The 15722-nt window shown below is 68.3% G+C and carries 12 protein-coding genes; 10 read left to right on the top strand and 2 right to left on the bottom strand.

All coding sequences use genetic code 11. From position 1 onward, the window contains the following. Positions 1-446 precede the first annotated feature (446 nt). The 4 genes from chvE (at position 447) to JMF97_RS09970 (ending at position 5759) form a co-directional block, all read left to right on the top strand. On the top strand, positions 447-1580 hold the full coding sequence (chvE, locus tag JMF97_RS09985) for a multiple monosaccharide ABC transporter substrate-binding protein (protein ID WP_307816850.1): 1134 nt from the start codon (positions 447-449) through the stop codon (positions 1578-1580). 106 nt (positions 1581-1686) lie between these two features. Further along, entirely contained in the window at positions 1687-3225 is a 1539-nt protein-coding gene (gene mmsA / locus JMF97_RS09980) for a multiple monosaccharide ABC transporter ATP-binding protein (RefSeq protein WP_203221282.1), read from the top strand. Next, on the top strand, positions 3222-4472 hold the full coding sequence (gene mmsB / locus JMF97_RS09975; RefSeq protein ID WP_203221281.1) for a multiple monosaccharide ABC transporter permease: 1251 nt from the start codon (positions 3222-3224) through the stop codon (positions 4470-4472). Before mmsA ends, mmsB begins: the two co-directional genes overlap by 4 nt. Positions 4473-4580: 108 nt before the next feature. Continuing rightward, complete coding sequence (locus JMF97_RS09970) at positions 4581-5759, top strand: ROK family transcriptional regulator (protein ID WP_203221280.1); 1179 nt, start codon at positions 4581-4583, stop codon at positions 5757-5759. 162 nt (positions 5760-5921) lie between these two features. Here the strand turns inward: JMF97_RS09970 and JMF97_RS09965 are convergent, their stop codons facing one another. Then, a complete protein-coding gene (locus JMF97_RS09965; RefSeq protein ID WP_126712087.1) occupies positions 5922-7574 on the bottom strand; it encodes a glycoside hydrolase family 27 protein in 1653 nt (550 codons plus the stop codon). 470 nt (positions 7575-8044) lie between these two features. Continuing rightward, positions 8045-8278 (bottom strand): hypothetical protein, encoded by a 234-nt coding sequence (locus tag JMF97_RS09960; protein ID WP_203221279.1) that lies wholly within the window; start codon positions 8276-8278, stop codon positions 8045-8047. A 164-nt stretch (positions 8279-8442) separates the two neighbouring features. Here JMF97_RS09960 and araB point away from each other — a divergent pair, with 164 nt between their 5' ends. The 6 genes from araB (at position 8443) to yjfF (ending at position 15712) form a co-directional block, all read left to right on the top strand. Continuing rightward, positions 8443-10128, top strand: a complete 1686-nt coding sequence (gene araB, locus JMF97_RS09955) for a ribulokinase (RefSeq protein ID WP_203221278.1) — start codon at positions 8443-8445, stop codon at positions 10126-10128. After that, positions 10125-10799, top strand: coding sequence for an L-ribulose-5-phosphate 4-epimerase (locus tag JMF97_RS09950; RefSeq protein ID WP_013733666.1), 675 nt, complete (start codon positions 10125-10127; stop codon positions 10797-10799). The genes araB and JMF97_RS09950 overlap by 4 nt, the downstream gene beginning before the upstream one ends. Before the next feature lie 129 nt (positions 10800-10928). Beyond that, entirely contained in the window at positions 10929-11936 is a 1008-nt protein-coding gene (locus tag JMF97_RS09945) for an ABC transporter substrate-binding protein (protein ID WP_238359052.1), read from the top strand. A gap of 187 nt (positions 11937-12123) precedes the next feature. After that, a complete protein-coding gene (locus JMF97_RS09940) occupies positions 12124-13665 on the top strand; it encodes a sugar ABC transporter ATP-binding protein (protein WP_203221277.1) in 1542 nt (513 codons plus the stop codon). A gap of 17 nt (positions 13666-13682) precedes the next feature. Then, positions 13683-14726: an ABC transporter permease gene (locus JMF97_RS09935; RefSeq protein ID WP_126712156.1), complete on the top strand. Its 1044-nt coding sequence runs from the start codon at positions 13683-13685 to the stop codon at positions 14724-14726. Beyond that, positions 14723-15712, top strand: a complete 990-nt coding sequence (gene yjfF / locus JMF97_RS09930) for a galactofuranose ABC transporter, permease protein YjfF (RefSeq protein ID WP_203221276.1) — start codon at positions 14723-14725, stop codon at positions 15710-15712. Before JMF97_RS09935 ends, yjfF begins: the two co-directional genes overlap by 4 nt. Positions 15713-15722: the final 10 nt, after the last annotated feature.

Here is a 15722-nt window from a genome sequence, read left to right as displayed (position 1 = left end):
CAAGGACAGGCGGGCCACCGGAACTCGCGCCGACAGCACCGCCGTCGTGACGGAGGCCTTGGGGTCGCCTGCTCGGTTGGCGATGATGCGCCGCCGCCGGCCGTCCCTTGTGGTCGCCGATGTCACCCTTTGTGGTCATCGCCGTCGCCCCCGGTGTGCGACGGCGCGGGAGTGGTCTCCGGGTGGTGCGGGACAGTCGCCAGCGAGTCGCATTCGACGCGACAAAGGCATCCTCGGACATCGATGAGATGCCGCTGTGTTCGTCGGCGTCACCCGCTCTGACCTGCGGCTACCTGGCCGATCGGAGGAGTCGCGAGAACGTTACGAGACCGTGACCGCTGGATTTCCGGGCAGGTGTTGACCTGGTACATGTGAGCGCTAACACTTGGCCTCCAAGTGCGACCCGCGCAGCCGGCTGACGGCGCGAGTTCAGATTGGGGAAGCCAGTGAGCAGAAGAATCCTGGCCGCTCTCGGTAGCGTCGTCCTGGCGCTGAGCATGGCGGCCTGCAGTGGTGACGGCGCCGGCGGTGGCGGCGGTAACGACAGCGACAAGCCCGGTGATCTGACCATCGGTGTCTCGATGCCCACCCAGACCTCCGAACGATGGATCGCCGACGGCACCTCCGTCAAGGAGAAGCTGGAGGCCAAGGGCTACAAGGTGGACCTGCAGTACGCCGGCGACGACATCCCCACCCAGTCGCAGCAGATCGACCAGATGATCACCCGTGGTGCCGACGTACTGATCATCGCGGCGATCGACGGCACCGCGCTCAGCGGGCAGTTGCAGGCGGCGGCCGACGCCAAGATCCCCGTCATCGCCTACGACCGACTCATCCGGGACAGCCCGAACGTCGACTTCTACGTCAGCTTCGACAACTACAAGGTCGGGGTGGCGCAGGCCACCGCGTTGCTGGTCGGTCTCGGCCTGAAGAACAAGGACGGCTCGGACGGTGACGCCAAGGGGCCGTTCAACATCGAACTGTTCGCCGGGTCGCTCGACGACAACAACGCCCACTTCTTCTTCAACGGTGCCATGGACACTCTCAAGCCGTTCCTGGACGCCGGCACGCTCAAGGTGAAGTCCGGGCAGACCAAGATCGACCAGGTGGCGATCCTGCGCTGGCAGCAGGAGGGCGCGCAGAAGCGGATGGAGGACCTGCTGACGTCGAGCTACAACGACGGCAGCAAGGTCCACGGCGTGCTCTCGCCGTACGACGGCCTGTCGCGCGGCATCATCACCGCGCTGCAGAACGCCGGCTACCGCGACGACATGTCGGTGGTGACCGGGCAGGACGCCGAGATCGCCTCGGTCAAGCTGATCAACGACGGGGTGCAGAGTTCCACGATCTTCAAGGACACCCGGCTGCTGGCCGAGCAGGCGGTGGTCGCCGGTGAGTCGTTCCTCCAGGACAAGACCCCGCAGGCCAACGACACCGAGACCTACAACAACGGGGTCAAGGTCGTCCCGTCGTACCTGCTGCCGGTGCAGACCGTGTTCAAGGACGACATCAAGTCGGTGCTGATCGACTCCGGATACTTCACCGCCGAGGAGGTCGCCGCCGGCCAGGCCAAGGGCTGACGGCACGCTCCCCGGGCTCGGCGGCGGGTGCCTGCCGCCGAGCCCGGACCATCTTCGACCGCACCACTCAGCCCCGCACCACGATCGAGACCGCAGGACGGTGATCATGGACGACCACATCCTCGAGATGCGTCGCATCACCAAGACCTTCCCGGGGGTGGCGGCGCTACAGGACGTCACCCTCGCCGTACGACGTGGCGAGATCCACGCCATCTGCGGGGAGAACGGCGCCGGCAAGTCCACCCTGATGAAGGTGCTGTCGGGCGTCTACCCGTCGGGCAGCTACTCCGGCGAGATCCTGCTCGACGGCAAACCGGTGGACTTCCGCGGCATCCGCGACAGCGAGGCCCACGGCATCGTCATCATCCACCAGGAACTCGCCCTGGTGCCGTACCTCTCCATCGCCGAGAACATCTTCCTCGGCAACGAACGCCGGGGCCGCAGCGGCCTGATCGACTGGAACCGCACCAACGCCGAGGCGGCGAAGCTGCTCGCCTCGGTCGGCCTGCACGAGAACCCGGTCACCCCCGTGGTGCAACTCGGCGTCGGCAAACAGCAGTTGGTCGAGATCGCCAAGGCGCTGTCCAAAGAGGTCAAGCTGCTGATCCTGGACGAGCCGACGGCCGCGCTCAACGACGTCGACTCCGCGCACCTGCTGGACCTGATGCGTCGGCTACGCGACCAGGGCATCACCTGCATCATGATCTCGCACAAGCTCAACGAGATCACCGCCATCGCCGACTCGACCACCGTGCTGCGCGACGGCCGGACGGTGGAGCGGCTGGAGATGGGCTCGGGCGAGGTGACCCAGGAGCGGATCATCCGCGGCATGGTCGGCCGCGACCTGGACAGCTTCTACCCCGACCGGGTCTCCTCCCCGGGCGCGGAGGTGCTGCGCATCGAGGACTGGACCGTCCGGCATCCCACCCAGGACCGGCTGGTCGTCGACGGCGCGAGCCTCGACGTACGGGCCGGTGAGGTGGTCGGCATCGCCGGGTTGATGGGGGCGGGCCGTACCGAGCTGGCGATGAGCGTCTTCGGACGCTCGTACGGGCGGGACATCTCCGGTCGGCTGTACATGCACGGCAGGGAGATCAGGGCACGGTCGGTGTCCGAGGCGATCGGCAACGGCATCGCGTACGCGACCGAGGACCGCAAGCGCTTCGGCCTCAACCTCATCGACGACATCCGGCACAACGTGTCCTCGGCCGGGCTGCGCAGGCTGGCCCGCGCCGGATGGGTGCACGACAACGAGGAGACCCGGGTCGCCGAGGCCAGCCGGCGCGACATGAACATCAAGGCGCCGAGCGTGCTGTCCGTGGTGGGCAAGCTCTCCGGCGGCAACCAGCAGAAGGTCGTCCTGTCGAAGTGGCTGTTCACCGACCCGGACGTGTTGATCCTGGACGAGCCGACCCGGGGCATCGACGTCGGGGCGAAGTACGAGATCTACACGATCATCAACCGACTGGTGGCCGACGGTAAGGCGGTCATCATGATCTCGTCCGAACTGCCGGAACTGCTGGGCATGTGCGACCGCATCTACACCCTGTCGGCGGGCCGGATCACCGGCGTGCTGCCGGTGGCTGAGGCGACCCAGGAGAAGCTCATGGAACTCATGGCGAAGGACAAGGAATCCGTCAGATGACCAGCACCAAGCCCTCCTCGGTGCACAAGGGCGGGTCGGGCGAGAGTACGCCCGCCGACGCACTGCACGTCGGTAGCAGCGACCCGCGTACGCTGATCATGAACAACCTGCGGCAGAGCGGCATCTTCGTGGCGCTCGTCGTCATCGTCGCGTTCTTCGCGGTCCTCACCGACGGTCTCTCGCTGAGCCCCGGCAACATCACGAACATCGTCCTTCAGTACTCGTACATCCTGGTGCTCGCCATCGGCATGGTCATCGTGATCATCGGCGGGCACATCGACCTGTCGGTCGGCTCGGTGGTGGCGTTGACCGGCGCGGTCTCCGCCGTGGTCGTCATCCGGCAGGGGCAACCCTGGTGGGTCGGGGTGCTCGCGGCGGTGGCCGTCGGGCTCGCCGTCGGCGCGTGGCACGGCTTCTGGGTCGCGTACGTCGGCATCCCCGCCTTCATCGTGACGCTCGCCGGCATGCTGCTGTTCCGTGGTCTGACACTGCGGGTGCTCGACAACATCTCCCTGTCGCCGTTCCCGACCGAGTACAACCAGATCGCGGCCGGCTTCCTCAACGGGCTGATCGGCGGGGACGGCTACGACGCCTTCACTCTGCTCATCGGCGGCATCGCCGTGGCCGGGTACGTGGTGAGCTGCTTCCGGACCCGGGTGGCGCGGATCCGCTACCAGCAGCCGGTGGAGTCGTTCGCGTTGTTCGTCGCGCGGATGGTGCTGGTCGGCGCCGTGGTCATGTGGTTCGCCTGGCAGTTGGCAAACGCCCGGGGCCTGCCCATCGTGCTGATCATCCTGGCCGTGCTGGTGCTGGTCTACGGGCTGCTCACCCGGCGTACCGTGTTCGGTCGGCAGGTCTACGCGATCGGCGGCAACCTGCCGGCGGCGATGCTGTCGGGTGTGAAGGTCCGTACGGTCAACTTCTGGATCTTCGTCAACATGGGTTTCCTGTCCGCGGTGGCCGGCGTCATCTTCTCCTCCCGCTCCAACGGTGCGCAGCCGGCCGCGGGCAACATGTTCGAGCTGGACGCGATCGCCGCGGCGTTCATCGGCGGCGCGGCCGTCACCGGTGGCGTGGGCACCGTGGTCGGCGCCATGGTCGGTGGCCTGATCATGGCGGTGATGAGCAACGGCATGCAGTTGATGGGCGTCGACCAGTCGATGCAGTCGGTGGTGAAGGGGCTGGTGCTGCTCGTCGCCGTCGCGTTCGACGTCTACAACAAGCGCCGCGCCGGGGCGACCCGTTGACGGTGCGACGTGGAGGGGTCCCGGCCCTCGCCTTGACGTCACGGCGGCTGTTGACCACACTGCCTCGCGTCGGGGTGTCCGCATCGACGCTGATGCCGGAGGATCGGGTTGGTCCAGGAGGAGATCCGTCGGCGCAACGCCAGCACGCTGCTGCGCCATGTGCATCTGGGCGGTCCGCTCTGCCGTGCCGAGTTGGCCGCGCGGATGGGGCTCAACCGCAGCACCATCCGCGCGCTGACCACCGAGCTGGCCCGGGTGGGCCTGGTCGAGGAGGAGTCCCCGTCGGACACCGGTCGTGCCGGCCGACCGTCCCTGCTGGTGCGCCCCGCCTCCGACCGGATCTACGTCCTCGCCTTCGACGTGGCGGTGGACCGGCTGGTCGCCGCCCGGGTCGGGTTGGGCGGCGTCATCCTGGACCGTCGCGAGGCGGTACGCCCCCGCGCCGGGCCTGATCTGCCGCAGGTGGTGGAGGTGCTGGCCCGCTTCGGTCGCCAGTTGCATCGTGCCGCGCCAGCGTCGGCCACCTGTGTGGGCGTGGGCGCGTCGTACTGCGGGATGATCCGCCCCGGCGACGGGATGGTGCGCTTCGGCCCGGACCTGGGCTGGGTCGACCAGGCGTTCGGCGCCGAACTGGGTCGTCGGCTCGGGCTCGGTCTGCCGGTGCTGGTGGGCAACGAGGCACACCTGGGCGCGCAGGCCGAACACCTGCGTGGCGCGGGTGTCGGCCTGGAGAACCTCATCTACCTGCACGGGGACGTCGGGGTCGGCGGCGGGATCATCGTCGGCGGTCGGTTGCTGGGCGGCGACGGCGGCTACGGCTGCGAAGTCGGGCACATGGTCGTCAATCCGTACGACGGGCGGGCCTGCGGGTGCGGCTCGTACGGCTGCCTGGAGGCCGAGGTCGGCGAGCGGGCCCTGCTCGACGCCGCCGGTCGGCCCGCCGAACTGTTCGGCCGCGACGCGATCCGCGCGGTGACCGACGACGCCGACCGCGGAGATCCCGCCGCCCGCGAGGCGCTGCGGCACGTCGGCGACTGGCTCGGCATCGGGGTGGCGAACCTGATCAATCTGTTCAACCCCGGCATGGTGGTGTTCGGCGGAATGCTGTGCGACTTGTACCCGGGCGCAGCCGACCAGGTCCGTGCCCGCATCGCCCGCAACGTCCTGCCCGTCGCCCGCGAACACGTCAAACTGCGCATCGCCGCCCTCGCCGACGACGCCACCCTCACCGGCGCCGCCGAACTGGCCTTCACCCCCCTCCTCACCAACCCCCTGACCACCCCCTGACCCTCAGCACCCCACCCCAGCGCCCCACCCCTGCGCCCGTCGATCTTGCACTTTCTGCCTCGACGAAAGCTCTCAATCCAGGCATATCGGCGACCAGAAGTGCAAGATCGACGGGGCGAGGGGGCGGGGCGAGGGGGCGGGGGAGAGGGGGACGGGGTGGGGTTAGGTGCGGGTCCAGCGTTGGTTGGGGGCGGTGTGGCAGGTCCAGACGATCACGGGGGTGCCGTTGGCGGTGCCGTTGTTGTTGACGTCCAGGCAGAGGTTGGGGGAGCGGACGTTGCTGATGGTGCCGTTGCTGTTGAACGTCCACTGTTGGTTGGTGCCGCCGTTGCAGTCCCAGATCTGTACGGGGGTGCCGGGGGTGGCGGTCGGGGAGATGTCCAGGCACTTGCCGAGCACCTGCAGGGCCTGACCGTTCTGGGTGAAGCTCTGGTTGCTGGCGGTGTGGCAGTCCCAGATCAGCGTCGCGGTGCCGTTGGCGGTGCCGCTGTTGTTGACGTCAAGGCAGCGGCCGGACGATTCGCTGCGCAGCCGGAAGGTGGTCGGCGGGGGCGGGGGAGTGGTGGTGCCGCCACCGCTGACCCGGTAGACCACGGTGCCGTGCGCCGGCACGCTTGCCGAGATCGTTCCGGTGCTCGTCGAGGTGGTGTTGGTCCAGGCGTCGCGCAGGGTGAACGAGTTGCCGGACTTGCCGATCGCCGCCGCCGTGGTGGAGACGGTGGTGGTGGAGTTGCCCTGGTTGAACAGGGCGACCGCGACGTCACCGTTGGCCAGCCGCTTGGCCAGCACCCGGCGGATGCCGTCGTTGGAGACCTGCACGGCCTGCAGCGCCAGGGAGTCCTGGTTGATGGCGACGAGGTTCTGGTTGCGCAGGATGTCCAGCGTCGCGGCGTTGGCGTTACGGATGTCGTTGCCGGCGATCAGCGGTGCCGCCATGATCGCCCAGAGGGCGAAGTGGCTGCGCATCTCGGTGTCGGTCATGCCGCCGTTGCCGACCACGAGCATGTCCGGGTCGTTGAACGAGCCCGGTGAGGCGTACGAGGCGATGGGCACGTTGACGTTGACGATGTTCTGGATGCCCATCGGGTAGCCGTTGGTCTGGCCGGTGTTCCACGCGTTGGTGATGTCCTCGGTGGTCCGCCACATGTTGGCGATGTCGCCCCAGTTGCGCTGAGGGCCGGTCTTCTCGTGGATGCTGTTCGGGTTGATGCTGTAGACGATGGGCCGACCGGTGGCCGCGAGGGCGTCGCGCATCAGCGAGAACCCGGCGATCTGGTCGTTGATGGTGCCCCACGGTGAGCACCAGTCGTACTTGAGGAAGTCCACGCCCCAGGCGGCGAACTGCCGGGCGTCCTGGTATTCGTGTCCGAGGCTGCCGGTGGAACCGGGCCAGGCGCCGAAGTACTGGGCGCAGGTCTTCTCCCGGGGCACCTGGTAGAGGCCGAAGAGCAGACCCCGGGAGTGCAGGTAGTCGCCGAGGGCCTTCATGCCGCTGGGGAAGCGACCGGCGTGGGCCTGAAGGTTGCCCTGCGCGTCGCGGTTCGGGTCGAACCAGCAGTCGTCGACGACGACGTACTTGTAGCCGAGGTCACGCATGCCGGTGTTGACGATCGCGTCGGCCATCTGCCGGATCAGCGTCTCGTTGATGTTGCAGCCGAAGGTGTTCCAGGTGTTCCACCCCATTGGTGGGGTGCGAGCCACGCCGTTGTTCAGCGCCTGTGCGGGTTTCGGTGAGTGGAGTCCGTCGACGACGACCGTGGTGAGCGTCAGCACCAGGACGCTCAGGACGGCCAACCATCGTGGTCGTGCACGCATTCGATCCTCCTCGGAACAGGGACGGTGAGTGGTAGTCATCGATGACCGACCGGTGAGTTGTCGGGCAGCCCAGGTGGTTCGTCGAGCGGGCGCGGGCAGCGTCGTCTGCTCGCGGTCAGATGGACGAAGTGCCGCCGACCGTGGCGGGGACGCCGTCGCCCACGGGCCGCCCGAGGATCGCGTCGGCCGTCACGGTGGTGGCGCTACGACGTGGGCGGTGTGACGGTGGCGGTTCTTCCGGACACGGGCGCTCCGATGTCAGGGATGTTATCGCTGACATCTAGTTCTGTAAATCGTCGTCGATGGATGCCAAGCGGACTTCTCGACCTGATCAGGAGTAGTTACCCCGTACTTCCGCTGCTGATTTCGCATGTGGAAACGATTCAGTAGGTGATCGTCTCCGGTACGGCGTTGCTCCGGCGCGGATGTCGAGGACGCGAGTCGAGTCGCCCTGACCGAATCGACGGATGTTAACGCTCATGTACCGAGTCGAGCCCGCTTTCGCCGGTGGCCCGGAAGCCTTTGTGGATGGCGTCGGTCGATCGCTCGGCAAGCTCGCTTCCGGGGTTGTTGTCGTCCCGGTGGCCGGCGGTCCCGGTGTTGGCGCGGCCGTCGCGGGCGGAGCCGCCGGAGCGGTCGCGGGCAGCCGACGACCGGGCGACGCCCGCACCGACCGAGCCCGACATCGACGACCGGTCGCCCATCCCGGCATCTGGCGCAGGGCGGGTCGGGTACGCGGTGTCGCGCCGTTCGTTGCGGGTGGTCGGACGGGTCGTCGTACTCCGTTACGGAGCTGTTGCCGGCCGGTGTCTTGACGACGCCGGATGTGAGCGTTAACACTGAGGGCCGTCATCGGCCGGAGGTGAGCATGAGCGGTGTGGGCGAAGTCGGCGACCGGTATGTCGTCGGAGTCGACTACGGGACCCTGTCCGGGCGGGCCCTGGTGGTCCGCGTACGCGACGGTGCCGAACTGGGTACGGCGGTGCACGAGTACCGCAACGCCGTCATCGAGTCCGCACTGCCCGACGGCGGCCCGTCTCTGCCACCGGACTGGGCGTTGCAGGACCCGCAGGACTACCGCGACGTGCTGCGTCACGCCGTGCCGGCGGCCGTCGCCGCGGCCGGAGTGGACCCGCGCGACGTCGTCGGCATCGGCATCGACTTCACCGCCTGCACGATCCTGCCGACGCTCGCCGACGGCACTCCACTGTGCGAGGTGCCGGAGCTGCGGCAGCGCCCGCACGCCTGGGTGAAGCTCTGGAAGCACCACGCGGCCCAGCCGCACGCCGACCGGATCAACGCCCTGGCCCACGAACGCGGCGAGCCGTGGATCGGCCGCTACGGCGGCAGGATCTCCGCCGAGTGGCAGTTCGCCAAGGGGCTGCAACTGCTGGAGGAGGACCCGGAGGTCTACCGGCGGGCCGATCGGTTCATCGAGGCCGCCGACTGGATCGTCTGGCAGTTGTGCGGCGTCGAGACCCGCAACGTCTGCACGGCCGGTTACAAGGGCATCATGCAGGACGGCAAGTACCCGTCGACGGACTACCTGACCGCCCTCAACCCCGACTTCGGCGACTTCGTGACCAAGCTCGACGGTCCGCTGATGCCGCTGGCCGACAAGGCCGGCGAGCTGACCGCGGAGGCCGCCGGCTGGACCGGCCTGCCGCAGGGCATCGCGGTGGCCGTCGGCAACGTCGACGCGCACGTCACCGCCGCCTCCGCGCAGGCCCTCGCACCGGGCCGACTGGTCGCGATCATGGGCACCTCCACCTGTCACGTGGTCAACGGCGCCCAGCCGGCCGAGGTGGCCGGGATGTGCGGCGTCGTGGAGGGCGGCATCAGCGCCGGGGCCTGGGGCTACGAGGCCGGTCAGAGCGGGGTCGGCGACATCTTCGGCTGGTTCGTCAAGCACGCCGCCCCGGCGGAGGTCGCCTCGCACGAGCGGCTCACCGAGCTCGCCACCGCCCAGCCGGTCGGCGCCCACGGCCTGGTCGCGCTGGACTGGTGGAACGGCAACCGGTCGTTGCTGGTCAACCACGACCTCAGTGGAATGATCGTCGGCCTGACCCTGGCCACCCGCCCGGAGGACGTCTACCGGGCGCTGCTGGAGGCGACGGCGTACGGCACCCGCATGATCATCGAGGCGTTCGTCGAGGCGGGAGTGCCCGTCAACGACCTGGTGATCGCCGGCGGACTCACCTCGAACAAGCTGCTGATGCAGATCTACGCCGACGTCACCAACCGGCCGCTGAGCATCATCGGCTCGGCGCAGGGCCCGGCGCTCGGCTCGGCCATCCACGCCGCGGTGGCCGCCGGTGAGTACCCGTCGATCCACGAGGCGTCGCAGGCGATGGGTCGGATCAGCGAGGCGGTCTACCGCCCCGATCCGGACCGGGTACGCGCCTACGACGCGCTCTACGCCGAGTACCGGACGCTGCACGACCACTTCGGTCGCGGCGCCAACGACGTGATGCTGCGCCTGCGGGCGATCCGTAATGCGGCTGCGGGATCGGCCGCGTCGACCAACGAGACCGCGTCGGAGGAGGTGGCATGATCGAGCGTGAGTTGCGCGAGACCGTCGCTCGGCTGCACGGCGAACTGACCCGCTACGGGCTGGTGGCCTGGACGGCCGGGAACGTCTCCGCGCGGGTACCCGGCCGGGACCTGATGATCATCAAGCCGAGCGGTGTCGACTACGACGACCTGTCCGCCGACAACATGGTGCTCTGCGACCTCGACGGCGTACCGGTCGAGGGTGACCTGTCGCCGTCGAGTGACACCGCCGCGCACGCCTACGTCTACCGGGCCATGCCCGAGGTCGGTGGCGTGGTGCACACCCACAGCACGTACGCGACCGCCTGGGCGGCTCGCGGCGAGTCGATCCCCTGCTGGCTGACCGCCCAGGCCGACGAGTTCGGCGGGGAGATCCCGGTGGGTCCGTTCGCGCTGATCGGCGGGGACGACATCGGCAAGGGGATCGTCAGCACGCTGACCGGGCACCGCTCGCCGGCCGTGCTGATGCGCAACCACGGCGTCTTCACCATCGGGCGTACCGCCCGGGCCGCGGTCAAGGCCGCGGTGATGTGCGAGGACGTCGCCCGGACCGCGCACCTGGCACGGGCGCTCGGGCAGCCGGTGCCGATGGCGCAGGCGGACATCGACGCCCTCTACGACCGCTACCAGAACGTCTACGGCCAACGTCCCGCGCCGGCGACGACCACCTGACCCCGGCCGCGACCCGACCGGGCCGCGACCGAACTCGTACCACCGTGCACAGGATCCACACCACCAGTACGCCATGCCGCCGGCCTCGGCCGACGGCGTGGAACCCGCACCCCCACCCGAGGAGATCCGATGAGAAACATGCGAATGTCCCTCGCGCCTCGGCGCGCCGTCGCGGCGCTCGCCGCCGTGCTTCTGGCCGGCGGCATGGCAGCCTGCGGCAACAGTGACACCGGAACCGACGAAGGAGGAAGCGGCGACGGCAAGATCGTCATGGGCTTCTCCCAGGTCGGTGCGGAGAGCGGCTGGCGGACGGCCAACACCAACTCCATCAAGGAGGCGGCTGCCGAGGCGGGCATCGAGCTGAAGTTCGACGACGCCCAGCAGAAGCAGGAGAACCAGATCAAGGCCATCCGCAACTACATCCAGCAGAAGGTCGACGTGATCGCCTTCTCGCCGGTCGTGGAGTCGGGCTGGGACACCGTGCTCAAGGAGGCCAAGGACGCCGGCATCCCGGTCATCCTGACCGACCGCGCCGTGGACTCGGCCGACAAGTCGCTGTACAAGACGTTCCTCGGCTCGGACTTCGTCAAGGAAGGCCGGCTGTCGGGCGAGTGGCTGGTCGAGCAGATGAAGAGCGCGACCGGCGACGTGAACATCGTCGAGCTGCAGGGCACCACCGGCTCGGCCCCGGCCAACGACCGCAAGAAGGGCTTCGGTGAGGCGATCGCCGCCGACCCCAAGCTGAAGGTCATCGCCTCCCAGTCGGGTGACTTCACCCGTGCCGGTGGCAAGCAGGTCATGGAGCAGTTCCTCAAGGCCCACCCGAAGATCGACGTGCTCTTCGCGCACAACGACGACATGGGTCTGGGTGCGCTCGAAGCCATCACCGCGGCGGGCAAGGAGCCCGGCAAGGACATCGTCATCATCACCATCGACGCGGTGAAGGACGGCATGCAGGCCCTGGCCGACGGCAAGTTCAACTTCATCGCGGAGTGCAGCCCGCTGCTCGGCCCACAGCTGATGGAGCTGGCCAAGAAGGTGCACGCCGGTGAAGAGGTGCCGCCGCGGATCGAGACCGAGGAGACCACCTTCACCCAGGAGCAGGCCAAGGAGGCTCTGCCCAACCGTAAGTACTGATCGATGCCCGGGGTCGCCACACTGAGCGTGGCGGCCCCGCCGCGTCGCCCACTTCCCCGACGGACCGGGCGGCCCGACACCTCCGGTGCCCACGTCCGCCCGATCGACCCTCAGGGTCGGTCGGGCGGACGTCACGGGACGGCCGTAGCCCCCGAACAGAATCGAACCCAGAAGAAGGCCTGATGGGATGACGGATAACCGTCCGGTCCTGACGATGACCGGGATCAGTAAGACCTTTCCTGGAGTGCGCGCACTCCACAACGTCGACTTCCGGCTCTTTCCCGGCGAGGTGCACGCCCTCATGGGCGAGAACGGCGCCGGCAAGTCGACCCTGATCAAGGTGTTGACCGGGGTCTACGGCATCGACGAGGGCACCATCACGCTGGGCGATGAGCAGGTGGCCTTCTCCGGCCCGATGCAGGCGTCCGCCGCCGGCGTGAGCACGGTCTACCAGGAGGTCAACCTCTGCCCCAACCTCTCCGTGGCGGAGAACATCTTCATCGGCCGGGAGCCCCGCCTCTTCGGTGCCGTCCGCTGGGGTGAGGTACGCCGCCGCGCCCGCAAACTGCTGACCCGCCTCGACCTCGACATCGACGTCACCGCGCCGGTGGCCAGCTACTCCCTGGCGGTGCAGCAGATGGTCGCCATCGCCCGCGCGATCGACGTGCAGGCGCGGGTGCTGATCCTCGACGAGCCGACCTCCAGCCTGGACGCCGGTGAGGTGGCGCAGCTGTTCCGCGTCATGCGCCAGTTGCGCGACGAGGGCATCGCGATCATCTTCGTGACCCACTTCCTCGACCAGGTGTACGGCATCGCCGACCGGATCACCGTGCTGCGCAACGGCACCCTGGTCGGTGAGTACCCGATCGCGGAGCTGCCGCAGCTCGCCCTGGTCGAGAAGATGATCGGCAAGGAACTCGACGTCCTGGAACGGCTGGAGGAGCAGCCCCGGCGGGAACTCGCGGCCCTGGAGGGCGGCACCCCGTTCGTGGCGGTCTCCGAGTTGGGTCGCAAGGGCGCGGTCGCCCCGTTCAGCCTGACCGTCCACGCCGGCGAGGTGGTCGGCCTGGCCGGCCTGCTCGGCTCGGGGCGTACCGAGGCGGCGCGGTTGTTCTTCGGCGCGGACCGCGCCGACCGGGGCGAGGTCGCGGTGAACGGCAAACCGACGAGCCTGCGCAACCCGGTCCAGGCCATTGAGTACGGCATCGGGTTCTGTTCGGAGAACCGCCGCGCGGAGGGGATCATCCCCGATCTGTCCGTCCGGGAGAACATGATCCTGGCGATGCAGGCGGCCCGGGGCTGGCTCCGCCCGATCCCACGCCGACGCCAGGACGAACTGGTCGAGCAGTACATCAAGGCGCTGAGCATCCGACCCGCCAACCCCGATGTGCCGGTGCGTAACCTGTCCGGCGGCAACCAGCAGAAGGTGCTGCTGGCCCGCTGGCTGATCACCGAGCCTCGCCTGCTCATCCTGGACGAGCCGACCCGCGGCATCGACATCGGCGCCAAGGCCGAGATCCAGAAGCTCGTCGTGCAGTTGTCCGACGGCGGCATGGCCGTGCTGTTCATCTCCGCCGAGCTGGAGGAGGTGCTGCGGCTGAGCCACAAGGTCGCGGTGATGCGCGACCGGGAGATGGTGGCGCAGCTCGTCAACGACGACACTGTGGACGCCGAGCGCGTCATGCAGACCATCGCCAGCGGATCGACGAGGAAGGAGCCGAGCCAGTGAACGAGCGTCTCAGGTCGATGGCGAGCCACCGGCTGTTCTGGCCGGTGGCGGTCCTCGTGGTGATGCTGGCGGTGAACACGATCTACCGTCCCGGCTTCCTGGCCGTCGAGGTCAACAACGGGCACCTCTACGGCACCCCGATCGACATCCTCCGGTTGAGCGCCCCGCTGATCCTGGTCGGGCTGGGCATGACCCTGGTCATCTCCACCGGCGGTATCGATCTGTCGGTCGGTTCGATCTGCGCCATCAGCGGCGCCATCGCCTGTCTGCACATCAGTCAGGCACCGGACCAGAACAGCCTGGTCACCGTCTTCACCGCGTTGGCCATGGCGCTCGGCGCCGCACTCGTGCTCGGCGCGTGGAACGGTGTGCTCGTCTCGGTGATCGGCATCCAGCCGATCATCGCCACGCTGATCCTCATGGTGGCGGGCCGGGGCCTGGCCCAGCTGGTCACCGAGGGACAGATCATCACCATCAACTCGGGGCCGTACCGGGCGATCGGGCTGGGGCACCTGCTGACCCTGCCGTTGGCGATCTTCATCGCGCTGGGCGCGGCTCTGCTCGTCGCGGCGCTGACCCGCCGTACCGCCCTCGGCATGATCATCGAGTCGGTGGGTGGCAACCGTGAGGCCAGCCGGCTGGCCGGCATCCGGTCGGCCCGGATGGTCTTCCTCGTCTACGTGGTCAGCGCGGCGTGTGCGGCCGTCGCCGGCTTCATGATGACCGCCAACGTCTCCAGCGCCGACGGCAACAACGCCGGTCTCTGGGTCGAGTTGGACGCGATCCTCGCGGTCGTCATCGGCGGCACGTCGCTGGCCGGTGGCCGGTTCTACCTCAGCGGCACCATCCTCGGCGCGCTGATCATCCAGACCCTCACCACGACGGTGTACGCCATGAACATCTCCCCCCAGACGGCCCTGCTGTTCAAGGCGGTGGTCGTCATCGCGGTCTGCCTCATCCAGGCACCGGAGTTCCGGGCCAAGCTCGGTCGGCGCAGGCGCGGTGGACCGCCCTCGCCGACCTCGGCCCCGCAGCCGCAGAAGGAAGAGGTGACGGCGTGAGCACGACCTCGCTGACCACCGGCCCGCGTTGGGCGAAACTGCCCCGGCGTCACGTGCCGGTGCTGGTCACCCTCGCCCTGCTGCTGGTCATGTACGGCATCGGCGTGTCCCAGTACCGCGCCTTCTCCAACATCCAGGTCATCTTCAACGTCTTCATCGACAACGGCTTCCTGCTCGTGGTCGCGGTCGGGATGACCTTCGTGATCCTCACCGGTGGCATCGACCTGTCGGTCGGCTCGGTGGTCGCGATGACGGCGATGGTCTCGGCCTGGTTGCTCGAGTCCGGCCTGCCGGCGTTGCCGGTGCTGATCATCGCGCTGCTCATCGGGCCGACCCTCGGGTTCCTGATGGGCTGTGCGATCCACTTCTTCGACATCCAGCCGTTCATCGTGACACTCGCCGGGATGTTCTTCGCCCGGGGCATGTGCACGTTCATCAGTGACTCGTCGATCCGGATCACCGACGGTTTCTGGACCACGATGGCGCAGTACCGGATCGGCGATCCCCGCGGCAACTTCGTCTCGGTCAGCGTCCTGATCGCCTTCGCGGTCGTGCTGATCGCCGCGTACGTGCTGGCGTACACCCGGTTGGGGCGCAACGTGTACGCGATCGGCGGCAACCCGCAGTCGGCGCTGTTGATGGGCCTGCCGGTGGGCCGTACCCGGATCGCGGTCTACACGATCAGCGGGCTCTGCTCGGCGATCGGCGGGATCCTGCTGTCGTTCTACACCCTGTCCGGCGCGCCGCTGATCGCGGTCGGCATGGAACTCGACGTGATCGCGGCGGTGGTGATCGGCGGCACCGTACTGACCGGTGGATCGGGCTACGTGTTCGGCACGGTGCTCGGCGTGCTGGTGCTCGGCGTGATCCAGACTCTGATCACCTTCGACGGCAGCCTCAACTCCTGGTGGACCAAGATCGTGATCGGAGGCCTGCTCTTCGCGTTCATCCTGTTCCAGCGCCTCATCGGCATCCGCTACAAGTGACCGCCCCTCT

The sequence above is a fragment of the Micromonospora fiedleri genome (assembly GCF_016774385.1).
Taxonomy (GTDB): domain Bacteria; phylum Actinomycetota; class Actinomycetes; order Mycobacteriales; family Micromonosporaceae; genus Micromonospora; species Micromonospora gifhornensis.
The sequence above is the reverse complement of the archived record's forward strand: the minus strand, read 5'-3'. Positions and strand labels throughout refer to the sequence as shown.